Here is a 26523-nt window from a genome sequence, read left to right as displayed (position 1 = left end):
TAGGGAGATCGACATGAAGGTCGCACTGGTCACGGGCGCTTCCGCGGGCATCGGCGAAGCCACCGCCCTCGCGCTGCAGGAAGCGGGCTACACGGTCTACGGCGCCGCGCGGCGCGTCGACCGGATGGCGGGGCTCGCCGAGCGCGGGATCAAGATCCTCGCGATGGACGTCACCGACGACGCGTCGATGGTCGCGGGGGTCGATCAGATCATCGACGAGACCGGCCGCATCGACGTCCTGGTCAACAACGCGGGCTACGGCTCGTACGGCGCCTTCGAGGACGTGCCGCTCTCGGAGGGGAAGTACCAGTTCGAGGTCAACCTCTTCGGCCTCGCGCGGCTCGTCCAGCTGACCACGCCGCATATGCGGGCCCAGGGCTCGGGGAAGATCGTGAACATCTCGTCGATCGGCGGCAAGATCTACGAACCGCTCGGCGGCTGGTACCACTCGACGAAGTTCGCCGTCGAAGGCCTGAGCGACTCCCTGCGGCTGGAGCTCAAGCCGTTCGGCATCGACGTCGTGGTGATCGAACCCGGCGCCATCAAGACTGAATGGGGCGGCATCGCGATCGAGAACCTGCTCAAGACCTCGGGCGACACCGCCTACGCGCCGCAGGCCAAGGCACTGGCGAAGTTCTTCGGCCAGGCCGCGCGCGGTTCCCACCCGAAGGTGATCGCCGACGTCATCCTGAAGGCGGTCCAGGCCCGGCGCCCGAAGACCCGCTACGCCGCGGGACTCGGGGCCAAGCCGATCCTGTTCGTGCGCCGGGTGCTCCCGGACCGCGCCTTCGACGCGTTGTTCCTCGGTGCGCTGCGCCGGTTCGCCTAGACCGCGACAGCCGGTTCCGTGACGGGCTCCGCGTACGAGTAGACCTCCGGCGGCTCGGGGAAGAGTTTGACCAGCACGGGATACGCGATCGCCGCCGTGCACAGCGTCACCACCATGCTGACGTCCACGCCGCCCGCGATGTCCTTGAACGGCCCGGCGATCATCGGGGTGTTGGCGGTCAGCAGGCCCAGCGTCGTCGCCGGGATCCACGCGGCCATCGCGCGCCAGTTCACGCCGCGGGTGAACCAGTAGCGCCCGCCCTTGCGGCCCTGGTTGAACACCTGGAGGTCGTCCGGGTCGTAGAACCCGCGCCGCAGCACGAAACCGATCATCATGATCACCATCCACGGCGACGTGCACAGCACGATCAGCGTGGCGAAGGCGTTGATGCTGGAGACCATGTCCAGCACGAAATTGCCGACGAAGATGAACACGACGCTGAGCGAGCCGATCAGCAACGTCGCCTGGACCCGGCTCAGCTTCACGAAGATCGAGCTGAAGTCGAGGCCGGTCCCGTAGAGCGACGTCGTGCCGGTGGACAGCCCGCCGATCAGCGCGACCACGATCAGCGGGATCGCGTACCAGAGCGGGGAAATCGCGGTCAGGCCGGTGATGTAGTCGGCCGGATCCGCGACCAGGGTCGCGGTGGCGATGCCGAACCCGAACGGCAGCAAGGTCGCCACCTGCGCCAGGAACGGCGCGGCCAGCAGGGAACGGCGGCTGTGGCGCGCGGGGATGTAGCGCGTCCAGTCGCCGAGGAAGGCGCCGAACGAGATCGGGTTCGCCATCGTGGTGAGCGCGGCCAGGATCCAGGTCGGCCAGAAGTCCCCGAGCGCGTAGTTGCCGGTGCCGGCGAACCCGGGGTCGAACGTGCCGCCGTAGGCCACGATCCCGAGCAGCATGATCGCCGTGCCCAGCACCACGGCGACCCGGTTCACCAGCAGCATGAACCGGTAGCCGTAGATGCACACCACCAGCGTGGCGATCGCGATGACGCCGTACGCGACACCGCGCAGCACCTCGCCGCCGTCGAAGCCGAAAAGCCGTTGTGCCGCACCGGCGACGGCGTCGCCGCTCACCCAGACCGAGATGGCGAAGAAGGTGATCGCCGTCAGCAGGGAGAGGAAGGAGCCGACACAACGGCCGACGACGCCGAAGTGCGCGCCGGAGGAGACCGCGTTGTTGGTCCGGGTGAGCGGGCCGAACAACGACATCGGCGAGAGCACCAGCGCGCCGACGACCACCCCGGCGACCGTGGCCGCCACCGCCGCCCAGAAGCTCAGGCCGAACGCGATCGGGAGGGTCCCGAGGATGATGGTGGCGAAGGTGTTCGCACCGCCGAACGCCATCCGGAACAGGTCGCGCGGGCGCGAGGTCTGTTCTTCCGGCGGGATCGGCGCGATGCCGTGCTGCTCGACTTCGGTGATCTTCTCACCCATGGGGGACCTCCGGTACAGCTTCAGGCGAAGCGGGTCATGACGTGCTTGACGCGGGTGTACTCGGCGAAGGAGTAGGACGAGAGGTCCTTTCCGTGGCCCGAGTGCCCGAAGCCGCCATGGGGCATTTCCGAGACCAGCGGCCCGTGGGTGTTGACCCAGACGCAGCCGAAGTCGAGTTCGCCCGAGACGCGGGTCGCGCGTGACAGGTCGTGGGTCCAGATCGACGACGCCAGCCCGTACGGGACGCCGTTGGCCAGCCGCACCGCCTCGTCCTCGTCCGCGAAGGACTGGACGGTGATGACCGGGCCGAAGACCTCCTCCTGCACGATCTCGTCGTCCTGCTTCAAGCCGGAGATCACGGTGGGGGAGAAGAAGAAACCGCGGTCACCGGCGGGCGAGCCACCGGTCTCCACGCGGGCGTGGGCGGGAAGCCGCTCGACGAGGCCGCGAACCCGGCCGAACTGCGCCTCGCTGTTGAGCGGGCCGAAGTCCCGGCCGGGTGCCTGCGCGGCGGCGGCCTTGGTCAGCTCCGCGACGAACTCGTCGTGGATCGCCGCGGCCACCAGCACCCGGCTGCCCGCGGTGCAGTCCTGCCCGGCGTTGTAGAACGCCGCGCCGACGATGCCCTCCGCCGCCTCGGCGAGGTTCACGTCGCCGAACACCAGCAGCGGCGCGTTCCCGCCGAGTTCCAGGTGCGTGCGCTTGAGGTCGGCCGCCGCGACGGTGGCGACGTCGATACCGGCGCGGGTCGACCCGGTGATCGACACCAGTTCGGTGATCGGGTGCTTCACCAGCGCGCGGCCGGTGTCACGGTCGCCGCACAGCACGTTGAAGGCACCCTGGGGCAGGAACTCCGCCGCGACCTTCGCCAGCAGCACGGCCGTCGACGGCGTGGTCTCCGCGGGCTTGAGCACGACGGTGTTGCCCGCCGCCAGCGCCGGGGCGATCTTCCAGACCCCCATCATCAGCGGGTAGTTCCACGGCGCGATCTGCGCGCAGACGCCGACGGGTTCACGGCGGATCGCCGAGGAGTGCCCCGGCAGGTACTCGCCGGACGCGGTGCCTTCGAGCTGCCGTGCCGCACCGGCGAAGAACCGCAGCGCGCTGACGCACTCCGGGATCTCCTCCTCCAGCACGACGGCCCGGATCTTGCCGGTCTCGCGGATTTCGAGCTCGGCGAACTCCTCCGCGCGTGCCTCCACCGCGTCGGCGATCTTCAGCAGCGCGAGCTGACGCTGGGCGGGTGTGCTCTTGCGCCACACCTTGAACGCCCGCTCGGCGGCCTCCAGCGCGGCGTCCACATCGGACTGCTCGGACAGCACGCTGGTGCCGAAGACCTCGCCGGTGGCGGGGTCCACCAGGTCGAGTGTCCGCGAGCCCGCCGCCGGTACCTCGGCGCCGTCGACGAAATTCAGGACCTGAGTCATTTCTTCTCCAGGTGGGTCGGCTCGAACATCTTCAGCAGGGCGGGGAGGACGACCACCGACGGGCCGGGCGTGCCCAGCGCGTCGGCCAGGTCCTTCCCGACGGTGTCCAAAGAGGACACGGTGGCGGAGACGCCGAAAGACTTCGCCAGCGCGGCGAAATCGGGTTGCGCGAGTTCGGTGGCGGTGGACTGGCCGAAGGCGCCGGTCAGGTATTCGCGCAGGATGCCGTACCCGCCGTCGTCGACGACGAGCCACGTGACGTCCAGTCGGTGCTGGACCGCGGTGGCCAGCTCCGCCACGCCGTACATCGCGCCGCCGTCACCGGACACCGCGAGCACCGGACCGCCGGTGGCGGCCGCGCCGCCGAGCGCGCCGGGCAGGCCGTAGCCGAGCCCGCCCGCGCCCTGCGCGGTGTGGATCGGCGCGCCCTCGGGGTTCCACGCCGACCAGGCCCAGTAGGCAGCGATCGTCATGTCCCAGAACGTCTGCGTGCCCTCGGGCACCGCCGCGCGGATGTCGTCGATCAGCTTGCGCTCGGTTTCGAGCGCCTGGCCGTCGAGCCGTTCGCGTACCTTGCCCAGCAGCTCCGAGACCGCCTTTTCGGCGACACCGTCGCTCTGGCGGAACGGAACCTGCTCCAGAAGTCCTTGCAGGGTGAGGCGGACGTCGGCGTGGATGCCCAGCGCCGGATAGTTCGACTCCAGTTTCCCGAGATCGGCCTCGACCTGGATCATCCGGCCGCGCGGGGCGAACCCGCGGTAGTTGCTGGACAGCTCGCCGAGCCCGGAACCCAGCACCAGCAGTACATCCGCGTCCGACAGGAACTCGGTGCTGTGCCAGTCCTCGAGCCACGACTGCCCGGAAAGCTCGTGGTCCCAGCCAAAGACGCCCTTGCCGCCGAACGTCGACAACACCGGCGCGCGCAAGGCCTCCGCGAGCGCCTTCAGCTCCGCGTGGGCGCCCGAGCGCAGGGCACCACCACCGGCGAGGATCACCGGCTTCTTCGCCGCACCAAGGAGATCCGCGGCTTCGGCGAGCAGTTCCGGCAACGGCGCGAGCGGCGCCGGATTCGCCGTCACCGAAATGATCCGCGGCAGGTCGGTCGGCGCCAGCAGGATGTCCTGCGGGATCTCGACCCACACCGGGCCGTACGGCGCCGTCGCCGCCGACTCCCAGGCTTCGCGCAGCGCTGTCGGGATCTGGCTGACGGTCCGAACCACGTGGACCGACTTCACCACGTCGCGGAAGCTGGCCTGCTGATCGGGCAGTTCGTGCAGGTAGCCGTGCCGCCCGCCGCCGAGCCCGGCGACCGGGATCTGGCTGGAGATGCCGAGCACCGGTACGGACGCCGCCCGGGATTCCTGCAGTGAGGCCAAAGTCAGCAGCGCGCCGGGACCGGTCGACACGATCATCGGGGTCACCGGGACCGGGCCTTCGGGGTCTGCCGCGAGCCGGGCACGGGCGTGCCCGTCGGCCGCGAACGCCAGGTTGTTCTCCACCCGCGAGCTGATCACGCGGAGTTCGGAACTGCGCCGGAGAGCTTCGAACAGGCCGAGCGCGTGCTGGCCCGGCAGGCCGAACACGGTGTCCGCGCCGAGCGCGCGGAGGGTTTCGACGACTACGTCGCCGCCTATCCGTTCAGTGCTGGTCATTCGCCCTTCCCCAAACTGAGCAGGCTCACCAGGTCGTAGGCGACATGGGAAGCCGCGATGGCGGTGATCTCGGCATGATCGTAAGCCGGGGCCAGCTCGACGACATCCGCTCCGACGAGGTTGCAGTCGCGCAGCCCGCGCAGGATCTCCAGCAGTTCACGGCTGGTCATCCCGCCCGCTTCGGGGGTGCCGGTGCCCGGCGCGTGCGCGGGGTCGAGCACGTCGATGTCGACCGAGATGTAGAGCGGGCGGCCGCCGATGCGCTGGCGCAGCGCGTCGACGGTCTCGGCGACCCCGCGGCGCATGACGTCGCCGGAGGTGACGATGCCGAATCCGAGGCGGCGGTCCTCTTCCAGATCCCGCTTGCCGTACAGCGGGCCGCGCGTGCCGACGTGGGACAGCGCTTCGGTGTCGAGGAGGCCTTCCTCGGACGCCCGCCGGAACGGGGTGCCGTGGGTGTACGGCTCGCCGAAGTAGGTGTCCCAGGTGTCGAGGTGCGCGTCGAAGTGCAGCAGCGCCACCGGTCCGTGCTTCTTCGCCGCCGCACGCAGCAGCGGCAGCGCGATCGTGTGGTCGCCGCCGACGGTCACCAGCCGCGTCCCGCCCGCGGTCAGCGCCTCCGCCTCCTGCTGCAGGGTCTCGATCGCCTCCCCGATGTTGAACGGGTTGAGCGCGATGTCACCGGCGTCGACCACCTGCTTTTCGGCGAACGGGGAGACGTCGAGTTCCGGGTGATACGGGCGAAGGAGCCTGCTGGCCTCACGGAGCGCGGAGGGGCCGAACCGCGCGCCGGGACGGTAGGACACCCCGGCGTCGAACGGCACCCCGACGACGGCGACGTCGGCGCGCTCGACCTGATCGATCCGCGGCAGCCTCGCGAAGGTCGCGAAACCGGCGAACCGGGGCACCCTCGACGAGTCGACGGGTCCGATCGGGCTCTGCTCAGCCACTGTTTCTCCTTTGGGTTTTCAGGATTTCGAAGCGGCGAGTTTCGCCCCTTCTTCTTCGGCGACCGCGCTGCCGTTCAGGCGGCGGGTCCACACGGTGAGGATCTCGTCGGAAGTACGCGGGGTGAAGAGACTGACCAGCAGGTACACCGCCAGGCTGGAGCCGAGCCCCCAGTAGATCGGACTGTTGGCCTCGACGCCGTCGACGAACATGAAGGTGATGACCACGACGGTGCCGACGACCATCGACGCGAGTGCGCCCTGGCGGGTGCCGCGCTTCCACGCCAGCCCGCCGATGATCGCGACCAGCAGGCCGCCGACGAGGATGTCGTAGGCGATGGTCAGCGCGTTGACGACGTCGTCCACGACCATCGCGATGCCGATCGCGACGATACCGAGGACCAGCGTGGTGACCCGGTTCCTGCGGACTTCGTCGACGGCCTTCTTGAGGCCCAGCTTGGAAAGCAGATCCGAGGTGCTGACCGTCGAGCAGGCGATGAGCGCGCCGCTCGCGGTCGACATCATCGCCGACAGCGCCGCCGCGAGCACCAGACCGCGGATCCCGGCGGGCAGCTGCTCCTCGACGATGGTCGCGAACGCGTCCTGCGCGCTGGCCAGCGTCGGGTACAGCGTCTTGGCCGCGGCGCCGATCAGCGCGCCGGCGAGGCCGTAGACCAGGCAGTAGACGCCGGAGATGACACCGCCGCCGGTGGCGATGCCCGGCGTCCTCGCGGTGAACACGCGCTGCCAGATGTCCTGGCCGATCAGCAGCCCGAAGCTGTAGATGAGGAAGTAGGTGAAGATCGTGTCGCCGCCGATGGCGGTCAGCTCGAAGTAGCTCTCGTCCAGCCGCGCGGCCATCCCGTCGAAACCGCCCGCCGAGACGATCGAGACCGGCAGCAGGATGAACAGGATGCCGATGGTCTTGATGACGAACTGGACGATGTCGGTCAGCGTGATCGACCACATGCCGCCGAGCACCGAGTAGAGCACCACGATCGACCCGCCGATGGCGATGCCGACCCAGCTCGGGACGTTGAAGAGGACCTTGAAGATGGTGGCGAACGCCAGCGTCGAGGTGACGGTCAGCATCAGCGTGTAGCCCCACATGACGACGCCGGAAATGGCGCTGGTGGAGCCGCCGTAGCGCAGGTCGAGCATCTCGCCGACGGTGTAGACGCGCAGTTTCACCAGCCGTCGCGCGAACAGCGTGTGCAGGACCAGGATGCCGACGCCGATCGCGATGACGAGCCAGGCGCCGGAGATGCCGTAGGTGTAGCCGAGCTTCACCCCGCCGACCGTCGAAGCGCCGCCGAGGACGACCGCGGACATCGTGCCCGAGTACATGAACCAGCCGAGGCGACGGCCCGCGACTAGATAGTCGGATTTGGTCTTGGCGAGCCGCAGCCCGAACCAGCCGACCCCGATCATGCCCGCTATGTAGAGCGCGATCACCGCGTAATCACCGGCCACGGTGTCCTCCTTGACTTGGGGCTGTTCGCTTCGTTCGGGTCACCGTAGGTTCGTTCGCACCTTGAACGACATGGGATGATCCGTCCAAGGTTGCCGTGAAGCGAGGATGGAATGACCCAAACGCACGATCCGCTCGACTCGGATGTGAATGTCCCGTTACGGGCCGTGGTCGGCAACCCGGAACTGGCACTCGACCCGGTCGTGGAGACGGTGCGGCCGGGCGCGCTCGACGCCCCGGTGCGCTGGGCGCACGTCAGCGAGCTGCGGGACCCCGCGCCGTACCTGCTCGGGGCGGAACTGCTGCTCACCGCCGGGGTGAACCTGCCGTCGGAGCCGCCGGAGGTCGACCGCTACGTCCGGCGGCTGGCCGACAGCGGGATCTCCGCGCTGGGGTTCGGGCTGACCCCCGGCGCCTACGAGACGTTGCCGCCGTCGCTGCGGGCGGCCTGCGTCCGATACGGCCTGCCCCTGCTGGTCGTCCAGCCGCGGACGCCGTTCCTGGCGATCAGCCGGGCGGTGTCGGTCGCGCTCGCCGAGGCCGGGCAGCGCGAACAACGCCGGATCGCGGTCGCGCGCGAGGCACTCACCAGAGCGGCCGGTGACGGGCTCGGCGAACTGGCGGGCGCGCTGGCCGGACGGTTGCGGGCGTGGGTGGCGCTGGTCGGCGTCGGCGACGTCCTCGCCGCCGACCACGGCGCCCCGTCGCCACTGCCCGACGAGGTCCGGGAACTGGTCGCCACGCTGCGGGCGGGCCGGGGGATCCGCAGCGCGACGACGGAACTGGCCGACGGCACGCACGTCGTCGCGCAACCGGTGTACCCGCAGGCGACGGCGTCGCATCTGGTCGTGGTCGGCCGGATCGCGCGGTTCGACGGCGCGGACCGCGCGATCCTGTCGGTCGGGGCGGCGCTGCTCGGGCTGGCGGGCCGCGCGGGTTCGGACGCGGCCGGGCTGGGCGCCACCGCCACCGCGTTGCTGCTGGGGGAGACCGGCGTGGCGGGCGGGGACGAACGCCGCCTGGTCGCCGGGATCGCCTACCGCCGCGGCCCCGCCGAGGCCGCCGCGCGCTACGACTGGCTGCGCGCCCGGCTCGACACTCCGCTCGTGCGACTGTCGCCGGGGCCGCGGTTCGACGCGATCGTCGGCGAGGCACCGGAGATCGGCGACCTCGACAGGCTTCGCGCCGATGGCTGGCTCGCGGTGGTGAGCTCACCCGTCCCGCCCGATCGGCTCCCCGACGCGGCCACCGAGGTGGAGTTGCTGCTGACCCGCGCCCGCGCGCTGGGACGGCCGGTGGTGGCGGAGGTGGCGGGGGCCGGGCTGGACGCGCTGATCGCGCCGGACGCGGCGGCCGGGTTCGCCGCCCAAGCGCTGGCGCCGCTGCGCGAACTCGACCGGAAAGGCGACCGCGAACTCGTCGAGACGCTGCGGACCTGGCTCGCGCACCACGGCGGCTGGGACCGGACGGCCGCCGAACTCGGCGTGCACCGCAACAGCGTCCGGCACCGGATCGGGCAGATCGAACGGGCGCTGGAGGTGGACTTGGCGGATCCGGAGATCCGGATGCGGCTGTGGTTCGCCCTGCGCTGGTCGTGAGTGGCGTTTCGGTACCTCAAGGTGACCAGGGCACGGGTGCCGAGTGGCTCACGACCACCTGTACCGACGCGACAGACCGATAAGGTCACTCTCAGGAATGTGTGGCAACGTAGGGTCGTGCGGATTCTGGTAGTCGAAGACGAAGAACCCCTCGCCGACGCGATCGCACGCGGCCTGCGGCGCGAGGGCATGGCGGTGGACATCGCGCTCACCGGTGACGACGGGCACGAGAAGGCCGCCGTCACCCGGTACGACGTCGTGTTGCTCGACCGCGACCTGCCCGGGATGTCCGGTGACGACCTGTGCCGCGAGATCGTCGCGTCCGGGGAGCTGACCCGCGTGCTGATGCTCACCGCGAGCAGTTCCGTTTCGGATCGCGTGGACGGCCTTTCCCTCGGCGCCGACGACTACCTCGCCAAGCCGTTCGCCTTCCCCGAACTCGTCGCGCGGGTGCGGGCGCTGGGCCGCCGCGCGACCCCGGCCGCGCCGCCGCTGCTGACTTCGGGCGACGTCGAACTGGATCCCGCGAGGCGGACCGTCCGTCGCGCGAGCGGTCCGGTCGAGCTGACCCGCAAGGAGTTCGGCGTGCTGGAGGTGCTCCTGTCGGCCGCCGGTTCGGTGGTCAGCAGTGAGGAACTGCTCGAACGCGTGTGGGACGAGAACGCCGACCCGTTCACCACCACCGTCCGGGTCACCGTGATGACGTTGCGGAAGAAGCTGGGTGAGCCGGGGATCATCGAGACCGTCGTCGGCTCCGGCTACCGGGTGCCGGAGCAGGGGACCGCACGCGGGTGAACGCCCGCAGCCTGCGCGCGCGGGTCACGCTGCTCGCGACCGGGCTGGTGGCACTGGTCAGCCTTCTGTTGCTCTGGCTGACCTGGAATCTGGTCGGTGACGCGGTTTCCGCCGTTCCGCAGCTGCCGCCGGGCACCACGGTGCGGGTCGACGGTGTGGACGTCGACGCTTCCGCCGTCACCGAGCATTTGCGGGTGTACGCCCGGAACCGGGTGCTGCTGTTCGGCGCGGTCGCGTTCTGTTTCGTCGTGCTGGCGGCGGGGATCCTCGCGTGGACGTTCACCGCGCGGGTCCTGCAGCCGCTGCGGGAGATCACCGGTACGGCGCGACGGCTGTCGATCGAATCGATGGGGGAGCGGATCGGTGAGGTCCGCACCAAGGACGAACTCGCCGAACTGGCCGAAACCTTCGACGACATGCTCGACAGGCTGCAGGCCGCGTTCGACGCGCAGCGGCATTTCGTCGCGAACGCCAGCCACGAGCTGCGGACGCCGCTCGCGGTCATCCGCACCGAACTCGACGTCACCCTGGCCGACGAGCAAGCCGACGAGGCCGAACTGCGGCGGATGGCGGGCGTGGTCCGCGACGCGACCGAACGGGCCGAGCGGCTGGTCGGTTCGCTGCTGCTGCTCGCGCGCACCGACGGCGCCGGACTGGTGGCCAGGGAACCGGTCGATCTCGCGGTGATCGTCGCGAGCGCCTGGCGCGCGGTGCGGGCGGAAGCGGAGAAGCGCGGCATTCGCACCGAATTCGCGACGCCGGGAGCGCCGACGTTCGGCGATCCGGCGCTGCTGGAACGGATCGCGGGCAACCTGCTGGAGAACGCCGTGCGGCACAACGTCGAGGGCGGCTGGCTGGACGTCGTCACGCAGGCGGGTCCACAGTGGTCGGTGCTGCGGGTGCGGTCGTCCGGCGGTCTGCTCGACCCGGCCGCGGTCCCCGAACTGTTCGAACCGTTCCGCCGCGCCGGCATCGCCAGGACCGCCCGCACCGGTGCCGGGCTGGGACTCTCGATCGTGCGGGCCGCCGTCCAGGCCCACGGGGGCATGGTGGCCGCGGAACCCGTTGTGGGCGGCGGCCTCTCGGTGACCGTCCACCTGCCCGCCCTGCCCTGACCGGTCGCGGGGGGTTACGGTTCGAGGATGGTCCCCAGCATCAGGCTGAACAACGGAACGTCCCTTCCCCAGCTCGGGTTCGGGGTGTACAAGATCGGCGACGACGAGGTCGAGGGCGCGGTCCGCACCGCCATCGAGGCGGGTTACCGCGCCATCGACACGGCGACCCTGTACGCCAACGAACGCGGTGTCGGCGAAGCCGTCCGCACCAGCGGGCTGCCGCGCGAGGAACTGTTCGTCACCACGAAACTGTGGAACACCGAGCACGGCTATGACTCCGCTCTGCGCGCTTTCGACACCAGTTTGAGCGAGCTCGGCCTTGAATACGTCGACCTGTACCTGATCCACTGGCCGCTGCCGTCACAGGACAAGTACGTGGAAACGTGGCGGGCGCTGGAAAAGATCGCCTCCGACGGCCGGGCGAAGGCGATCGGCGTCTCGAACTTCCAGATCCCGCATCTGGAACGGCTGATCGAGGAGACCGGGACCGTCCCCGCGGTGAACCAGATCGAGTGCCACCCGTGGCTGCAGCAGCCGTTGCTCCGGAACTTCCACGAGAAGCACGAGATCGTCACCGAGGCGTGGGGTCCGCTGGCGCGCGGCGGCGACCTGCTCGCCGACGAGAAGATCACCACGATCGCGAAGAAACACGGCAAGACGCCCGCGCAGATCGTGCTGCGCTGGCACATCGAGATGAACCATCTGGTGATCCCGAAATCCGTCACGCCGGAACGGATCAAGGCGAACACGGACGTCTTCGACTTCGCGCTCGACGCGCACGACGGTGCCGCGATCGCGACGCTGGAGCAGGGAAAGCGGCTGGGCCCGGACCCGGACAAGCTGGGCGCGTAGCCCCGCAAGCAGTCCTCTAGTCGCGGTTCGCCAGCGCCAGGCCCGCCCGCAGTACCCCTGCCGCGTGCAGGAGTGCCTGCCGCGCCGACGGGTCGACTCCCACCCTGCTGGCGAACCCGTGCAACTGCCCGGGATGCCGCCGGTGGATCACCGGGACCCCGGCCTCGGCCAGTTTCCGCGCGTAGGCCTCGCCTTCGTCGCGCAGCGGGTCGAAGCCCGACGTCGCGATGTAGGTCGGCGGCAGGCCCGCGACGTCGTCGTACAGCACCGAAGCGCGCGGGTCGCGGTAGAGCGTCGCGTCCGAGAGGTACCGGTCGCGGTACCAAGCGCGTTCCTCGGTGTCCAGCCGGAAACCGAGTCCGAACAGCTCGTGCGACGGATGTGTGCCGAACGCGTCGGTCACCGGGTTGAGCAGGAGGCTGAACGCGGGCCGCGCGACCTCGCCGCGGGCACCCGCGTGCGCGACGACGGCGGCGAGGTTGCCGCCGGAACTGTCCCCGCCGACCGCGATCCGCGCCGGGTCGAGGCCGTAGCGGGCGGCGTTCGCGTGCACGTGGGCGAAGGCGGCGATGCCGTCCTCGACGGCGGCGGGGAACGGGCATTCCGGAGCCAGCCGGTAGTCCACCGAGACCACGCGTATCCCGGCTTCCTCGGCGAGGTAGCGGCAGGCCCCTTCGTGCGTTTCGATCCCGCCGAGCACGAATCCGCCGCCGTGGAAGAACATCAGCGCCGGACTCGGCGAAACGGACCCCGCCTGCTCGTAGATCCGCATTCGCACCGGCCCGGCGGGGCCGGTGAACGAGTGGTCCGCGCTGCGGATGTCCCCGCCGATCCCCGCGCCCGCCAATTCCCCCGCCTGGTTCAGTTCCGCGCGTGCCTTTGCGACGCTCCCGTTGCGGTGCGGGTAGTCGAACGGCGCCAATCTGGAGATTTTGATCAGCACCTGCGAACTGGTCGCCAGCCGTTGCCCGTCCAGGCGGACGGGACGGCCGGCGACCAGGCGCAGCAAAGGTTCCGGCAGGCCGAGCAGGAACCGGAGAGCGGCCATGAGTGAGCGCACGAGCAGTCGCCTGCTCAGGGAAAGCATGGCGGAACCCTACGCCTACCGGACGTCGACGAAGATCGGATTCCCGTAGAGCCACAGGTCTTCGAACGGATTCGACTGGCCGATCACGTCGGCGTTCGGTTCGATTCCGCCGGGTACGTGCTTCCTGCCGTCCGTCCCGCGCGTCCGTACGAAGAACGGCTCGCGCACGTTGCGGAAGGTGTGCCGGAACGCGACCCGCTGCCCCGGCGCCCACCGCGGTTCGAAGGACCGCACCACCCGCGTACCCGGGGCGGTCTGCGTGTCACGGTCGGCGGCCGGTCCGGTGACCGGTCCCGAGACGAGGTCCAGCCGCGCGAGCCGGGGGATCGTGCCGCCGCCGTTCGGCCGGGCCGCCAGCGTCGCCGAGACGACGACCGTGACGTCGTCCCCCCGCCGGACCCGCAGCCTGCCGCCCATCGTGGCCGAGTTCCATCCGCTGTACGCGCCGAATTCCAGCTCCTGCGCGAGTCCGCCGTGCACCACCCAGACGCGTCCCGCGCGCAGGCCCTCCAGTACACCTTCGTGACTCCGGCTCGTCACACCGACCACGGTCCGGCTGAACTCGGCGGGGGCGAAGTCCGCGTACGGGGGAAGAGTCTGCGGGACGCCGGTGTCGATCGGGTCCGGGTAGCCGCCGTGCTCGTCGTAGTAGCCGTCGGGGACGCCGGGCCGGACAAGGGTGTCGCCCCGGTTGTAGTGCGAGTCGGAGTTGCTGGTGATCCACCACGGCTTTCCCTCGGCGAGCAGTGAATCCCACAGTCCGCCGACGGTCGCGGTGCTCCAGTCGAACCCGCCGTAGGTCCGGTAGGCCGACTCCGGGAAGCCCGGCCACGAGTTCGAACCGGGGGAGTTGCCGTACCCGCCGCGCGCGCCACCGCCGCTCCCGAGCGGTTTCGGGAAGCCGTCGGCCTGCGCTCCCGGCGCGCCTTCCATGCCGATGACGATGCCGGGCGCGGCGTCGCGCAGCGCGCGGATCTCGTGCGGGGCGACCCGGCCGTTGCGCAGCGGATGGTTGATCACCACCACCGGCGCGTGGATCCGGCGTGCCCGCTCTTCGGTGGCGAGCCAGCGGATCGCCTTGACCGCCAGTGCCTCGTTGTCCGGGGTGCCCGGTTCGGTCCCGGTCAGCCGCCAGTCGAAGGCGCGCTCGAACTCTCGTAGCTTCGCGGCCTGGTTCGCGCCGGCCTGGAAGAACAGTGTCGCGTGCTCCGCGCCCGGCACGTTCCACTCCATGCCCTGCCACAGCAGGAGATCGCGGTGCTCGCGCTGTGCCGCCCTGATCGCGGCGTTCGTGCGCTCCACCGACGACTTCTCGTGCGAGGCATGACCGTGATCGGTGATGACCGCCCAGTCCGCCCCGTGCCGCCGGGCGCCGTGGGCGATTCCGTCCACTGTGTACATCGCGTCGTAGGAGTACTGCGTGTGGATGTGGTGATCGCCCACCAGCCACCGGTAACGGTTCCGGCCGAAGAGCCTGCCGAGGTCGAGCTCGAGGCCGAGGTCCAGGTCGAGGGCTTCCGCCGGGGTGGCGGCGGCGAGCGGCGCGCCCGCGGCCGCGGCGGACACGAGGCCCGCGCGTTTGAGGAATCCGCGGCGGTCCACGCCCGGTTTTTCGCTGTTCACCGGCGGGACGCTAGAGAGCCTCGCTGAACGGGCGGTGTCCGGACGGCCAACGCCCGGCGCCGTGTGATGATCGTCGCTGCGGTGCGAACGCCCGGCTCCCCGGAGGATGGCAGGGGAGCCGGGCTTCCCGGCTAGAAGTCCCGGTTCGCCGGAGTGACCCCGAAGTCGCGGTTGTCCACTCCGGTGATCCGGACGCTTCCGGTCTCGTCGCCGGTGATCCGGACGCTGTCGTCAGCGCCCGCCACACCCGCTCCGAGCATCAGGCCCAGAACCGCCGCGCCGGCCCCCAGGCCCACGCGCACGACGATCTTCTTCATCGGCTTTCCTCCCAGTTTTCAGTTCTTTCCCCAGTGCCTGGAGAACCAGGCGTAGGCCGAGTGTTCCGGAAAACGCAGAACGTCGCCACAGAACTCACGAAAAACGCAAAAAGGCCACCGTCGGCGACCGAAAGATCGCCGACGGTGGCCCTTCGTGGAACCTCAGGAGAGCGGCACGCTCGCCACACCCGGCGCCAGGAACGGCTTGCCGTTGACCTTCTCGGACACTCCGGCCCGGTCCAGGTACGGCGTGATGCCGCCGAGCCAGAACGGCCAGCCGGCACCGAGGATCAGGCACAGGTCGATGTCCTGCGCCTCGGCGACCACGCCCTCGTCGAGCATGATCCGGATCTCCTCGGCGATCGCGGCCAGCGCGCGATCACGCACCTGCTCGGACGTCGACGGCGAGTCGCCCCGCTGCCACAGCTCGGCCACCTCGGGGTCGACGGTGGCGTTGCCCTTGTCGTCCCACTGCCAGACGCCCTTCTTGCCCGCCTTGACGAAGCGGTCGAGGTTCTCGCTGACGGTGAACCGGTCCGGGAACGCCTCGTGCAGGGTTTCCCCGACGTGCAGGGCGATCGCCGGGCCGACCAGCTGCATGAGCGTCAGCGGCGTCATCGGCAGGCCCAGCGGTTCGAGCGCGGAGTCGGCTACCTCGAACGGCGTGCCCTCGTCCACGGTCACCAGCACCTCGCCGAGGAACCGCAGCAGCAGCCGGTTGACCACGAACGCGGACGCGTCCTTGACCAGCACGCTCGACTTCTTGAGCTGCTTGCCGAGCGCGAACGCGGTGGCCAGCGCGGCGTCGTCGGTCTTCTCCGCGCGGACGATCTCCAGCAGCGGCATCACCGCGACCGGGTTGAAGAAGTGGAACCCGACCACGCGTTCCGGGTGCTCGAGCCGCGAGGCCATCGCGGTGATCGACAGCGACGAGGTGTTCGTCGCCAGGATCGCCTCGGGGGAGACGTACTGCTCCAGGTCGGCGAACACCTGCTGCTTGACGCCCAGCTCCTCGAACACCGCCTCGATCACGAAGTCGGCGTCGGCGAACGCGGACTTGTCGAGCGAGCCGGAGACGAGCGCCTTCAGCCGGTTCGCGCCGTCCGGCGAAACCCGCTTCTTGGCCAGCAGCTTGTCGATCTCACCGTGCACATAGGACACACCCTTGTCGACCCGGTCCTGGTCGACGTCGGTGAGCACCACGGGCACCTTGAGACGGCGGACGAACAGCAGCGCCATCTGGCTGGCCATCAGGCCCGCGCCGACGATGCCGACCTTGTTCACCTTGCGCGCCAGCGACTTGTCCGGCGCACCGGCCGGCCGCTTCGCGCGCTTGTTGACCAGGTTGAACGAGTACAGCCCGGCGCGCAGCGTGTCGTCCATGAGCAGTTCGGCGAGCCCGTCGGTCTCGGCCGCGTAGCCGCGGTCGAGGTCGTTCTCGCGCGCCAGCTCCAGCAGCTCGACGGCCTTGGTCGCGCCGGGGGAAGCGCCCTTCGTGCGTCCGTCCACAATGGCCTTGGCGCGGGCGATCGCGGCGTCCCAGCCCGCGCCGCGGTCGATCTCGCGGCGGGCGGGGGTGATCTCGCCGTTGACGACCTTCGCCAGCCACAGCAACGACTGCTCCAGGTAGTCGGCCGAGCCGAAGACCTCGTCGACGATGCCGAGTTCCGCCGCCTGCGCGACCTTCAGCATCTTGTTCTGTGCCAGCGCGTTCTCGATGATCACGGTGACCGCGGCGTCCGGCCCGATCAGGTTCGGCAGCAGCTGCGTGCCGCCCCAGCCCGGGAACAGGCCGAGGAAGACCTCGGGGAACGCGATCGCGGGGGTGTTCTCGGAAAGCGTGCGGTAGTGGCAGGAGAGCGCGAGTTCGAGCCCGCCGCCCATCACCGCGCCGTTGATGAACCCGAAGGTCGGGATCTCGGTTTCGGTGAGACGGCGGAAGACGTCGTGCCCGGTCTGCGCGATCTCCCGTGCCAGCGCCGGATCCGCGACCGCTTCGACACCGGAAAGATCGGCGCCGACGGCGAAGATGAACGGTTTGCCGATGACCGCGATCGCGGCGGGTTCGGCGGCGAAGGCGGTGTCGATCGCGGCGTTGAGACTCACCAGGCCTTGCGGGCCGAAGGTGTTCGGCCGGGTGTGGTCGTGACCGTTGTCCAGCGTGATCAGCGCGACCTGCTTGGACAGGCCGGGCACCTTCACCAACCGCGTGACGGCGTTGGTGACGACCTCGTCAGGGAAGGCGGCTTTCGCTTGCTCAGCGGTGAAAGTCATTTACTTCGCCCCCTCGAACGCCGGGTTCTCCCAGATCACGGTGCCGCCCATGCCGATGCCGATGCACATGGTGGTCAGGCCGTAGCGCACGTCGGGGCGCTCGGCGAACTGGCGCGAGAGCTGCGTCATCAGCCGGACACCGGAGGACGCGAGCGGGTGACCGCAGGCGATCGCGCCGCCCCACTGGTTGACGCGCGGATCGTCGTCGGCGATGCCGAAGTGGTCGAGGAAGGCGAGGACCTGGACGGCGAACGCCTCGTTGATCTCGAACAGGCCGATGTCGTCGATCGACAGGCCTGTGCGCTTGAACAGCTTCTCGGTGGCGGGCACCGGGCCGATGCCCATGACCTCCGGCTCGACGCCGGCGAAGGAGTAGCCGACGAGCCGCATGCCGATCGGCAGGCCGAGTTCGCGGGCGGTGTCCTCGTCGGCGAGCAGGGCCGCGGTGGCGCCGTCGTTGAGACCGGCCGCGTTGCCCGCGGTGATCCGGCCGTGCGGGCGGAACGGCGTCTTCAGCCCGGCGAGTGTCTCGAGCGTGGTGCCGGGGCGCGGCGGCTCGTCCTCGGTCGCGAGACCCCAGCCGAGTTCCTTCGAACGAGTGGCGACCGGGACCAGCTCGGGGCCGATCTTGCCGGTCTTCACCGCTTCGGCGTACTTCTCCTGGCTGCGCGCGGCGAAGGCGTCGGTGCGCTGCTTGGTGATCGCCGGGAACCGGTCGTGCAGGTTCTCCGCGGTCTGGCCCATCACCAGCGCCGTCGGGTCGACGAGCTTGTCGGCGATGATGCGCGGGTTCGGGTCGACGCCCTCGCCCATCGGGTGGCGGCCCATGTGCTCGACGCCGCCGGCGATCGCGATGTCGTAGGCGCCGAAGCCGATCCCGCTCGCGGTGGTGGTGACCGCGGTCATCGCGCCCGCGCACATGCGGTCCAGCGCGAAACCGGGCACCGATTTCGGCAGGCCCGCCAGCAGCGCGGCGGTGCGGCCGATCGTCAGGCCCTGGTCCCCGATCTGGGTGGTGGCGGCGATCGCCACCTCGTCGACGCGCTCGGGCGGCAGTTCGGGATGCCGCCGCAACAGTTCACGGATGGCGTTGACGACGAGGTCGTCGGCACGGGTGCCGGCGTACATGCCCTTGTCACCGGCCTTGCCGAAGGGCGTTCGCACCCCTTCGACGAAGGCGACATTGCGTACCGACCGCGCGTTCGGCGCGAGCGGTGTTGCTCCTGCGGCCACGAATGCTCCTGAAGTAGAGGTAGTCCTGACCGCACCCTAGCCCCGGTTACCCGTCGGTAACCAGGATGGTGGCCCGGTCGAGTGGGGGAAGGCACACTCCCGGGTCACCCGCCTCGGCCGCTTGGCCGATCCGGGGGCGGTCGGGAAATTGCTATGTTCGAAGTGATCAGGGGGAGGGATCACGATGACTACGCCGGGTCCGGCCGTCACCCGTCGTGCGCTTCTGGGGATGGCGGTCCTCGTGCCGCTGGCCGCCTGCACTCGTGGAACCGCGCCCGCGCGGTCGTCGGTCCCTCCGCCGCCTCCGCCACCGCCGCCCTCAAGCAGCCGTCAGTTCCACGACCGGTTGATGGAGCCGGAACCCGGATCTCACGTGATTGAACCCGGAACTCGCGTGTCTGGAGGCGGAACTCGCGTGACCGGGTGAGTTCCGCCTTCAATCACGCGAGATCGGTCTCCAAACACGCGAGTGCGGGGTTCGAGCACGGCTAGTTGCCGGTCGCGCTGGGGAGCAGGGCCGGACAGCCGCCGGTGACCCAGGCCGGGTCGTACTCGAAATGCCACTTTTCGTTGTCGTAGCGGCGGCACCAGCCGAGCGCGCCGCCGTTCTTGTCCACCCACGAGGCCGAATTCAGTGGCTGGATGTCGACGGCGATTCCCTTGACGTGCATGGACGTCTCCGGCTGCAGTGCCCACTTCTTGGCCTGTTCCACGGAGCCGAACCGCTCGACGGCCTTGTCGAACTCGCGCTGCTGCTGGGCCCGGCTGCGCTTGCCGTCGTTCACGCACAGCGTGATGTTCTGTGCTTTGGCCTTGGCGCGCAGGGCGTTCCACGCGTCGATCACGTCCGGGCGCATGCCGAAGGTGTCCTCGTCGACATAACGCTTGTCGACGGCGCACGTCGGGCCGCTCTCGGGGCCGGGGACCTCTTCGAGGACCGCGAGTGCCTTCCCGGCGATCGGTTTGACGGCCACGCCGGTCGCCCCCAGTGCCACCATCGCGACCCCGACGAGTCCCAGCGCCACGAGCGCGCTGATCGCGGTCCTGCGGCTGGATATCACTGTGGTGGGCACCACTCCGAAGTTACCTCTCGACCGGTGGGCCGCCAGGGTTTGTGACCTTCTTCCCAGAATGGTGCGGCAAGCCAACCAAACCGGAAAACACTGGTGAGCGCGGGGCCTCGTGAGTGGTAAGGACGGTTCTAACCGTCCTTACCACTCACGAGACGTGACTCAACGGCTCAAGTACCCGAGCCACCCTCCGTACCCCGTGATGTCCTCCGCACCTTCCACCGCGGCCGGCTCACAGACGAACCCGGACACCTCGCTCCCGTCGGCCAGCCGCACCTTGCCGATCGCCAGCGGCGCGGGAATGCCGGCGACGAACTCCCCGAACCCCGCGAGCGGCAGGTCCCAGACCTCCGCCTCGATCGGCGCGCCCCCCGAGGCGACCCGGACGAGACCGGGTTTGGGCGGCACGGTGTCCAGCGCGAAGAACCGGTACTCGGCCGCCGTCGGTCCCGCCGAGACGAACCGCCCCCCGCGCGAGGTCAATTCGTGGTTCAGCGGCTGCCCGCGCAGATGGGCGCCGACGACGGCGATCCGGGTCCGCCGCGGCACCAGACGGGCGACGTCGGCGAGGATCCGGTCGGCGTACGCGGGCCCGACCAGCATCACCCCGAACGGCAGCCCCCCGACGGTTCCGCCGGGCATGGCCAGCGACGAAAGGCCCAGCAGGTTCGTCGAGTTCGTGAACCGGCCCAGCCGGGCGTTCACGCCCAGCGGGTCGGCCTCGACGTCGGCGATCGTCGGGTGTTCCGTCGTCGTGGGCAGCAGCAGGCAGTCCACAGTGGACAGAACTGCCGACGCTTCTCGCGAAAGGCCGTCGAGCGTCGCGAGGTCGCCGAACAACCGGTGGGCCGGGATGTCCTTGGCCGCGCCGATGATCTGCCGCACCGCCGGATCGACCACGTCCGGGTGCGCGTCGAGGAACTCGCCGACCGCCGAATACCGCTCGGCCACGAACGCGCCTTCGTACAGCAGGCGCGCCGCGGCCAGGAACGCCGATATGTCGACAGTGACGAGCTCGGCGCCCGCGTCACGGTACGACTCGGCCGCGGCGGCGAACGCCTCCGCCCAGCCGACCTGGAGCGGGCCCGGCGTGTCCGGCACGCCGATCCGGAACGGCCGGTGGACGACCGGGAGGTCCCGGGGCTCGCTCAGGCAGGCGAACGCCGCCGTCGCCTCGTCGACCGTCCGCGCGAACACGGTCACGCAGTCGATGCTCGCGCACGCGGGCACGACACCGGTCGTCGGAAGCAGTCCCCGCGTCGGTTTCAACCCGACGATCCCGTTGTACGCCGCCGGAACCCGGCCGGATCCGGCGGTGTCGGTGCCCAGCGCGAGATCCGCGATCCCGAGCGCCACCGCGACCGCCGAACCCGAACTCGACCCGCCCGACACGTACGCCGGGTCGATCGCGTTCCGGACCGCGCCGTGCGGACTGCGCGTGCCGACCAGCCCGGTCGCGAACTGGTCCAGATTGGTCGTGCCCAGGATCAGCGCCCCGGCCGCGCGCAGCCGCGCCACCACCGGCGCGTCCTCGTCCGGCCGGTAGGCGAACTCGGGGCAGGCCGCCGTCGTCGGCAGCCCGGCGACGTCGATGTTGCCCTTGACCGCCGCGAGTTTCCCGTACAGCGGCAAGGGTTCCCCCGCCGCGCGACGGGCTTCCAGGCTCTCCGCGTCGGCGAGCACGTCCGCCTCGGGACGCAGGTCGATCCAGATCTCGGGCCGGTCGACCCGGGCGATCCGGTGGTACGCGGCACGCACCCGCTCCTGCACGCTCATCCCGCGCTCCTTCCCAGTACCACCAGCGGCGTGCCGGGGGCGACCTGATCGCCGGGGGAGACGAGTACCTCGACGACCTCCCCCGCGGCGGGCGCGGGGATCCGCGCCTCGGTCTTCATCGCTTCGAGGATCACCAGCGTCTCCGCCGGGCCGACCGTCTTGCCCGGCTCGACGTCCACGCGCCACACGGTCGCGGCGAACGGCGCTTCGACGACGTGCCCACCGGGCGGGGCCTCGACCTTCGTGGTCGGGACCTTCGCGCCGGCCGGTTCCGGGCGAGGGTCGAATTCGCCCGCCGCCGCCCAAGCCTGGCGCTCCGCCTCGAACGCCGAGCTCTGCTTCGCCCGGAACTCGGCGATGTCGGCGGCGTTGTCGGCCAGGAAACGCTCGTGGTCGGCCAGCGCGAACTCGCCGTCGGTGATGTCGAGTTCCAGTTCCCCCGCCGAACTGGAGGCCCGCAGGTCCAGCAGTTCTTCGGCGGAGACGGGATACCATGAGATCCGGTCGAAGAACCGCAGCAGCCACGGCGAACCCGGCTCGAAGGATCCGCGTTGCCGCCAGCCGCTCCACACCTGCACGGTCCGCCCGACGAACTGGTAGCCGCCGGGGCCCTCCATCCCGTAGATGCACAGGTACGAGCCGCCGATGCCGACCGAGTTCTCTGCGGTCCAGGTGCGCGCCGGGTTGTACTTCGTGGTGACCAGCCGGTGCCGCGGATCCAGCGGGGTGGCCACCGGGGCGCCGAGATAGACGTCGCCGAGGCCCAGCACGAGGTACTCCGCGTCGAACACCGTCCGGTAGACGTCGTCCACACTGGACAGACCGTTGACCCGCCGGATGAACTCGATGTTCCACGGGCACCACGGCGCGTCGTCGCGGACACCCGCCATGTACCGCTCGATCGCCTCGCGGGTCGCCGGATCGTCCCAGGACAACGGCAGCCGCACGGTCCGGCTCGGCACCACGAGATCGGCGGTGCGCGGCAGATCGTGCTCCACCTCCTGGACGAGGCCGAGCAGTTTCGACACCGGCAGCACGTCCGGATCGACGTGCACCTGCAGTGAGCGGATGCCCGGCGTCAGGTCGACGACACCGTCGAGTCCTTCCGCGCCCAGCCTGTCGGCGAGGGCGTGGACCCGCATCCGCAGGGCCAGGTCGAGTTTCATCGGCCCGTACTCGATCAGCAGGTTGTCGTCGCCGCTGCGCCGGTAGGTGACCTCGGGGTTCTCGTCCGAAGTGGACAGACGGCCGAAGATGCCGCCGTCGTCGATCGGCGTCCGGCTGGCCTTGACCGCCGAGGCCGGGGTCTCCCGGAGCGACATCGCGTGCTCGATGGTGATCGGCACGAACCGCACGGTGTCACCCGGCCGCAGCTGACCGAGCTTCCAGCGCTGTCCGGTCACCACGGTCGCCGGGCAGACGAAACCGCCGAGGCTCGGCCCGTCCGGGCCCAGCAGGATCGGCAGGTCGCCGGTGTAGTCGACGGCGCCGATCGCGTACGGCGTGTCGTGGATGTTCGACGGGTGCAGCCCAGCCTCGCCGCCGTCCTCCCGCGCCCATCGCGGCCGGGGCCCGACGAGCCGGACGCCGGTCCGCGCTGAGTTGAAGTGCACCTCCCAGTCGGTGGCGTAGAACGTTTCGACGTCGTCCGGGGTGAAGAACTCCGGTGCCGCGTGCGGCCCCTCGGACGCGCCGATCTCCCAATGCGTCGAGAAGACCGGGCGTTCGGCCTCGGGGACAGCGCCGGTGACGGCGTTCTCCGGAACCGGACCGGGGGAGAGGACGTCGCCGGTCGCCAGCGCGCGGCCGCCGTGCCCGCCGAAACCGCCCAGGGTGAACGTCGCCGCGCTGCCCAGGAAGTCCGGCACGTCGATCCCGCCGCGGACGAGGACGTACGCGCGGAGCCCGGCGGTGCCGGTGCCGACGTCGAGGACGCCGCCCGCGGGGACCTCGACCGGCGCCCACTGGGGAGCGGGCTCGCCGTCGAGGGTCACCGGGGACGGGGATCCCGTGACGCAAACGATTGCGTCGTCGGTGAACCGCAGGGAGACACCGTCCACAGTGCACTCCAGGCCAGGTGTTCCTTCGGGATTGCCCAGCGCGCGGTTGCCCAGCCGCAGCGACAGGTCGTCCATCGGCCCGTTCGGCGGGACCCCCACGTGCCAGAACCCCAGCCGTCCCGGCCAGTCCTGCACGGTGGTCATCGTGCCGCCGCGCAGGACCTCGATCCGCGGTTCGGGATCGGTGATCGTGTCGAGGGTCGAGGTGTCGTGTGTGACCTCCAGGAGCCGGGGGTCGGCGGCGACCGCGCGCAGCTGCCCGAGGTTCGTGCGGACGCCGTCCACCCGGCTTTCCCCGAGCGCCGTGCCCAGTGCGGCCAGTGCCCCGGCCCGGTCCTGGCCGACGGTGATCACCTTGGCGAGCAAGGGGTCGTAATGCGTCGTCACCTTGGTGCCCGCCTCGACCCAGGTGTCGACCCGGACGTCGGCGGGGAAGTCGGCGCGGGTCAGCAGACCAGCGCTCGGCCGGTGCCCGGCGGCCGGGTCCTCGGCGTAGACCCGGGCCTCGACCGCGTGCCCGCGCGGTTCCGGCGCGGTGGCGAACATCCCGGTGTCTCCGTCGGCGAGCCGGAGCATCCACGCGACGAGGTCGATGCCGTAGACCGCCTCGGTGACCGGGTGCTCGACCTGCAGCCGCGTGTTCACTTCGAGGAACGCGGCCTCTTCCCGGTCCGGGTCGTAGATGAACTCGACCGTCCCGGCCGACCGGTAGCGCACCGAGGCGCAGAGGCCGACGGCCGCCGAGACCAGCTTCTCGCGCACCGCGCCGGGGAGTCCCGGAGCGGGGCATTCTTCGAGCACCTTCTGGTTGCGCCGCTGCAGGGTGCAGTCCCGCGTGCCCAGCGCCAGCACCTCACCCGCGCCGTCGCCGAACACCTGGACCTCGACGTGCCGCGCGCGGGTCACCAGGCGTTCGAGGAACACGCCCGACGTCGAGAAGCTCTTGGCCACGATGCTGCGCACCGCGTCCCAGGCTTCCCGCAGTTCTCCGGCCGAAGCGCAGGCGCGCATGCCGATCCCGCCGCCACCGCCGGTGGCCTTGAGCATCACCGGGTAGCCGATTTCGGCTGCCGCGGCCTCGGCGTCGGCGAGTGTCTCCAGCAAGCCGGTGCCCGGCAGGAGCGGGACGCCCGCCTCGACGGCCTTCGCCCGGGCGGTGTGCTTGCTGCCGAAGACTTCGAGCTGGTCCGCGGTGGGACCGGCGAACCGGATCCCCGCCGCTTCCGCCGTCCGGGCGAAAGCGGCGTCCTCGGACAGGAATCCGTAACCGGGGTGGATGGCGTCCGCCCCGGTCTTCATGGCGGCTTCGATGATCGCGTCGCCGAGGAGATAGCTCTCCCTGGCGGGCGCGGGGCCCAGTCGGATGGCCTCATCGGCGAGTCGTACGTGTGCGGCGGTGCGGTCCGCGTCGGAGTAGACGGCGACCGTCGCGATGCCCATCTCCTTGGCGGTCCGGATGATCCGGACCGCGATTTCCCCCCGGTTGGCGACGAGCAGTTTCACGCGTCACCGCCGGTGACGATCATTCTGACCGGAGTCGGGTCGAACCCGTTGCACGGGTTGTTGATCTGCGGGCAGTTCGACACCAGCACCAGGACGTCGGTCTCGGCACGCAGCCGGACCTCCATGCCGGGCCCGGAAATGCCGTCGACGATGCCGAGGGTGCCGTCCTGCTCGACCGGCACGTTCATGTACCAGTTGACGTTGCCGACCAGATCCCGTTTGCCCAGGCCCCATTTCGCGCCTTCGGTCAGGAAGTTCTCGACGCAGGCGTGCTGGTACCGCGTGTGCTGGCCGTAGCGGAGGCTGTTCGATTCCTTGCTGCAGGCGCCGCCGATCGTGTCGTGCCGTCCGCAGGTGTCCCCGACGACGGTGAGCAGCGGGGCGCCCTCGCCGGTGCGCAGCACGCTGCCGGTGGTGAGGAAGATGTTGCGCTGCGCGGAGATCGTGGCGGCGGCGCTGTAGCGCTTGGCCGTGTCGGCGGCGTCGTAGCAGAGGAAGTCGACGGCCTGGTTGCCGCCGAGATCGATGATCGCCAGCGTCTCGCCCTCGCGGAGCACCGTCGAGTACGGGGCGCGCGCGGCGACCTCGGTGTCGGAGATGATCGTAGTCGTCATGCGATCCCCCTGGCGGTCAGGTAGTCGGCGGTGTTCTCGAAGGCGCGCTGTGCCTCGGGTGAAGCGGTCCATTCAGGACTGTCCGGTGTGGACGGTTCGCCGCGCTGGGCGAAGACGCGCAGCGGGGTGACCGTGTAGTCCGGGCGCGGGTCGAGCGGATGCGCGACGTTGGCGATCAGGACGACGACCGGGAGCTCGGTCCGCAGGACCACGGATTTGCCGGGGCCGGACGAGCCTTCGAAGGTCAGACCGCCGTCCGCCTCCACGTGGACGCCCTGGAAGAAGGACAGGCTCGGTGGCAGATCGCGCGGGGTCAGGCCGTGCTTCGCGGCGGCCAGCGTGAACAGCGCGTTCCCCGAAGGCGAATCACCCTGTGGGCTTCCGTCGCCGTAGCGTTCGGTGTTGCCGTCCACAGTGGACGTACCGCAGAGGGCGTCGTGCTTGCCGCTCTCGTCGGTGACGACGGTCGCGAGGACCCGCGCCTGATCCGACAGCAGCGCGATCGCCTCGCCGAGGTAGGCGTTCCACTGGACCTTCACCGTGTCCGCGACGTTCAGCCGCTCCCACGGCTGGTCGGCGTTGAACAGCAGCAGATGCGCGCAGGCGTCGCCCTCGAGGTCGGTCAGCCGCAGTTCGGTGCCGCGCGCGAGGACCTTGTGGGTGTAGCCGCCGCCGGCGACGGTCTCGGCCCAGACCAGTTTCGCCGGGTCGATCCCGGCGGGCGGATCCGGCCAGGTGGCCGCGGGGATGGCGGGCATCGTGTCGGTCACCGTGCCCGCCTGGGCACGCGCGTGGTCGCGAGCGCCGTACGTGGTCGATGTCGTGCTCATGGAACCTTCCT

At 70.3% G+C, this 26523-nt stretch carries 20 protein-coding genes; 5 read left to right on the top strand and 15 right to left on the bottom strand.

Annotation, left to right across the window (positions count from 1 at the left end):
* Window positions 1-13: 13 nt before the first annotated feature.
* Window positions 14-829 (top strand): oxidoreductase, encoded by an 816-nt coding sequence (locus tag ACLJPX_RS23930; RefSeq protein WP_410602046.1) that lies wholly within the window; start codon window positions 14-16, stop codon window positions 827-829.
* On the opposite strand, the gene ACLJPX_RS23925 is transcribed toward ACLJPX_RS23930, so the two are convergent.
* From ACLJPX_RS23925 to ACLJPX_RS23905, 5 genes are read right to left on the bottom strand one after another with little or no spacing between them, the layout of a single operon-like run.
* The gene (locus tag ACLJPX_RS23925; protein ID WP_410602045.1) at window positions 826-2268 is read right to left on the bottom strand and encodes a purine-cytosine permease family protein; all 1443 of its coding nucleotides are present in this window, start codon (window positions 2266-2268) and stop codon (window positions 826-828) included. The two genes, ACLJPX_RS23930 and ACLJPX_RS23925, sit on opposite strands and share 4 nt — an antisense overlap.
* 20 nt (window positions 2269-2288) lie before the next feature.
* Window positions 2289-3695 carry an aminobutyraldehyde dehydrogenase gene (locus ACLJPX_RS23920; RefSeq protein WP_410602044.1) on the bottom strand — a complete coding sequence of 469 codons (1407 nt, stop codon included), beginning with the start codon at window positions 3693-3695 and terminating at the stop codon, window positions 2289-2291.
* Entirely contained in the window at window positions 3692-5347 is a 1656-nt protein-coding gene (locus tag ACLJPX_RS23915; RefSeq protein ID WP_410602043.1) for a thiamine pyrophosphate-binding protein, read from the bottom strand. Before ACLJPX_RS23915 ends, ACLJPX_RS23920 begins: the two co-directional genes overlap by 4 nt.
* Window positions 5344-6297 carry an agmatinase gene (speB, locus tag ACLJPX_RS23910; RefSeq protein ID WP_410602042.1) on the bottom strand — a complete coding sequence of 318 codons (954 nt, stop codon included), beginning with the start codon at window positions 6295-6297 and terminating at the stop codon, window positions 5344-5346. The genes ACLJPX_RS23915 and speB overlap by 4 nt, the downstream gene beginning before the upstream one ends.
* Before the next feature lie 18 nt (window positions 6298-6315).
* Window positions 6316-7767: a sodium:solute symporter gene (locus ACLJPX_RS23905; protein ID WP_410602041.1), complete on the bottom strand. Its 1452-nt coding sequence runs from the start codon at window positions 7765-7767 to the stop codon at window positions 6316-6318.
* Between the two features lie 111 nt (window positions 7768-7878).
* Here ACLJPX_RS23905 and ACLJPX_RS23900 point away from each other — a divergent pair, with 111 nt between their 5' ends.
* The 4 genes from ACLJPX_RS23900 (at window position 7879) to ACLJPX_RS23885 (ending at window position 12125) form a co-directional block, all read left to right on the top strand.
* Window positions 7879-9363, top strand: a complete 1485-nt coding sequence (locus ACLJPX_RS23900) for a PucR family transcriptional regulator (RefSeq protein ID WP_174720394.1) — start codon at window positions 7879-7881, stop codon at window positions 9361-9363.
* A gap of 117 nt (window positions 9364-9480) precedes the next feature.
* Window positions 9481-10158, top strand: coding sequence for a response regulator transcription factor (locus ACLJPX_RS23895; protein ID WP_007033550.1), 678 nt, complete (start codon window positions 9481-9483; stop codon window positions 10156-10158).
* On the top strand, window positions 10155-11273 hold the full coding sequence (locus ACLJPX_RS23890; protein ID WP_410602040.1) for a sensor histidine kinase: 1119 nt from the start codon (window positions 10155-10157) through the stop codon (window positions 11271-11273). Before ACLJPX_RS23895 ends, ACLJPX_RS23890 begins: the two co-directional genes overlap by 4 nt.
* Before the next feature lie 27 nt (window positions 11274-11300).
* Complete coding sequence (locus tag ACLJPX_RS23885; RefSeq protein ID WP_410602039.1) at window positions 11301-12125, top strand: aldo/keto reductase; 825 nt, start codon at window positions 11301-11303, stop codon at window positions 12123-12125.
* Between the two features lie 16 nt (window positions 12126-12141).
* Here ACLJPX_RS23885 and ACLJPX_RS23880 read toward each other — a convergent pair whose 3' ends face one another.
* The 10 genes from ACLJPX_RS23880 to ACLJPX_RS23835 all read right to left on the bottom strand — a co-directional run bounded on the left by ACLJPX_RS23880 (window position 12142) and on the right by ACLJPX_RS23835 (window position 26512).
* Window positions 12142-13212 (bottom strand): alpha/beta hydrolase, encoded by a 1071-nt coding sequence (locus ACLJPX_RS23880; protein ID WP_410602038.1) that lies wholly within the window; start codon window positions 13210-13212, stop codon window positions 12142-12144.
* A 15-nt stretch (window positions 13213-13227) separates the two neighbouring features.
* Complete coding sequence (locus ACLJPX_RS23875; RefSeq protein ID WP_410602037.1) at window positions 13228-14835, bottom strand: histidinol-phosphatase; 1608 nt, start codon at window positions 14833-14835, stop codon at window positions 13228-13230.
* A gap of 131 nt (window positions 14836-14966) precedes the next feature.
* Window positions 14967-15152, bottom strand: coding sequence for a hypothetical protein (locus tag ACLJPX_RS23870; RefSeq protein WP_101606632.1), 186 nt, complete (start codon window positions 15150-15152; stop codon window positions 14967-14969).
* 162 nt (window positions 15153-15314) lie between these two features.
* Window positions 15315-17426: a 3-hydroxyacyl-CoA dehydrogenase NAD-binding domain-containing protein gene (locus tag ACLJPX_RS23865; RefSeq protein ID WP_410602036.1), complete on the bottom strand. Its 2112-nt coding sequence runs from the start codon at window positions 17424-17426 to the stop codon at window positions 15315-15317.
* A complete protein-coding gene (locus ACLJPX_RS23860) occupies window positions 17427-18659 on the bottom strand; it encodes a thiolase family protein (RefSeq protein ID WP_410602035.1) in 1233 nt (410 codons plus the stop codon).
* Between the two features lie 488 nt (window positions 18660-19147).
* A complete protein-coding gene (locus ACLJPX_RS23855; RefSeq protein WP_410602034.1) occupies window positions 19148-19735 on the bottom strand; it encodes a D-alanyl-D-alanine carboxypeptidase family protein in 588 nt (195 codons plus the stop codon).
* Window positions 19736-19891: 156 nt separating this feature from the next.
* Window positions 19892-21505 carry an allophanate hydrolase gene (locus ACLJPX_RS23850; protein ID WP_410602033.1) on the bottom strand — a complete coding sequence of 538 codons (1614 nt, stop codon included), beginning with the start codon at window positions 21503-21505 and terminating at the stop codon, window positions 19892-19894.
* Entirely contained in the window at window positions 21502-25068 is a 3567-nt protein-coding gene (gene uca, locus ACLJPX_RS23845) for an urea carboxylase (protein WP_410602032.1), read from the bottom strand. The genes ACLJPX_RS23850 and uca overlap by 4 nt, the downstream gene beginning before the upstream one ends.
* Window positions 25065-25682 carry an urea amidolyase associated protein UAAP2 gene (locus ACLJPX_RS23840; RefSeq protein WP_410602031.1) on the bottom strand — a complete coding sequence of 206 codons (618 nt, stop codon included), beginning with the start codon at window positions 25680-25682 and terminating at the stop codon, window positions 25065-25067. Before ACLJPX_RS23840 ends, uca begins: the two co-directional genes overlap by 4 nt.
* A complete protein-coding gene (locus tag ACLJPX_RS23835; protein ID WP_410602030.1) occupies window positions 25679-26512 on the bottom strand; it encodes an urea amidolyase associated protein UAAP1 in 834 nt (277 codons plus the stop codon). The genes ACLJPX_RS23840 and ACLJPX_RS23835 overlap by 4 nt, the downstream gene beginning before the upstream one ends.
* Between the last annotated feature and the right edge of the window lie 11 nt (window positions 26513-26523).

This window comes from Amycolatopsis sp. lyj-90 (genome assembly GCF_046549035.1).
Lineage (GTDB): Bacteria > Actinomycetota > Actinomycetes > Mycobacteriales > Pseudonocardiaceae > Amycolatopsis.
Note: the sequence above shows the minus strand (reverse complement) of the source record. Positions and strands in the feature narration are given on the sequence as shown.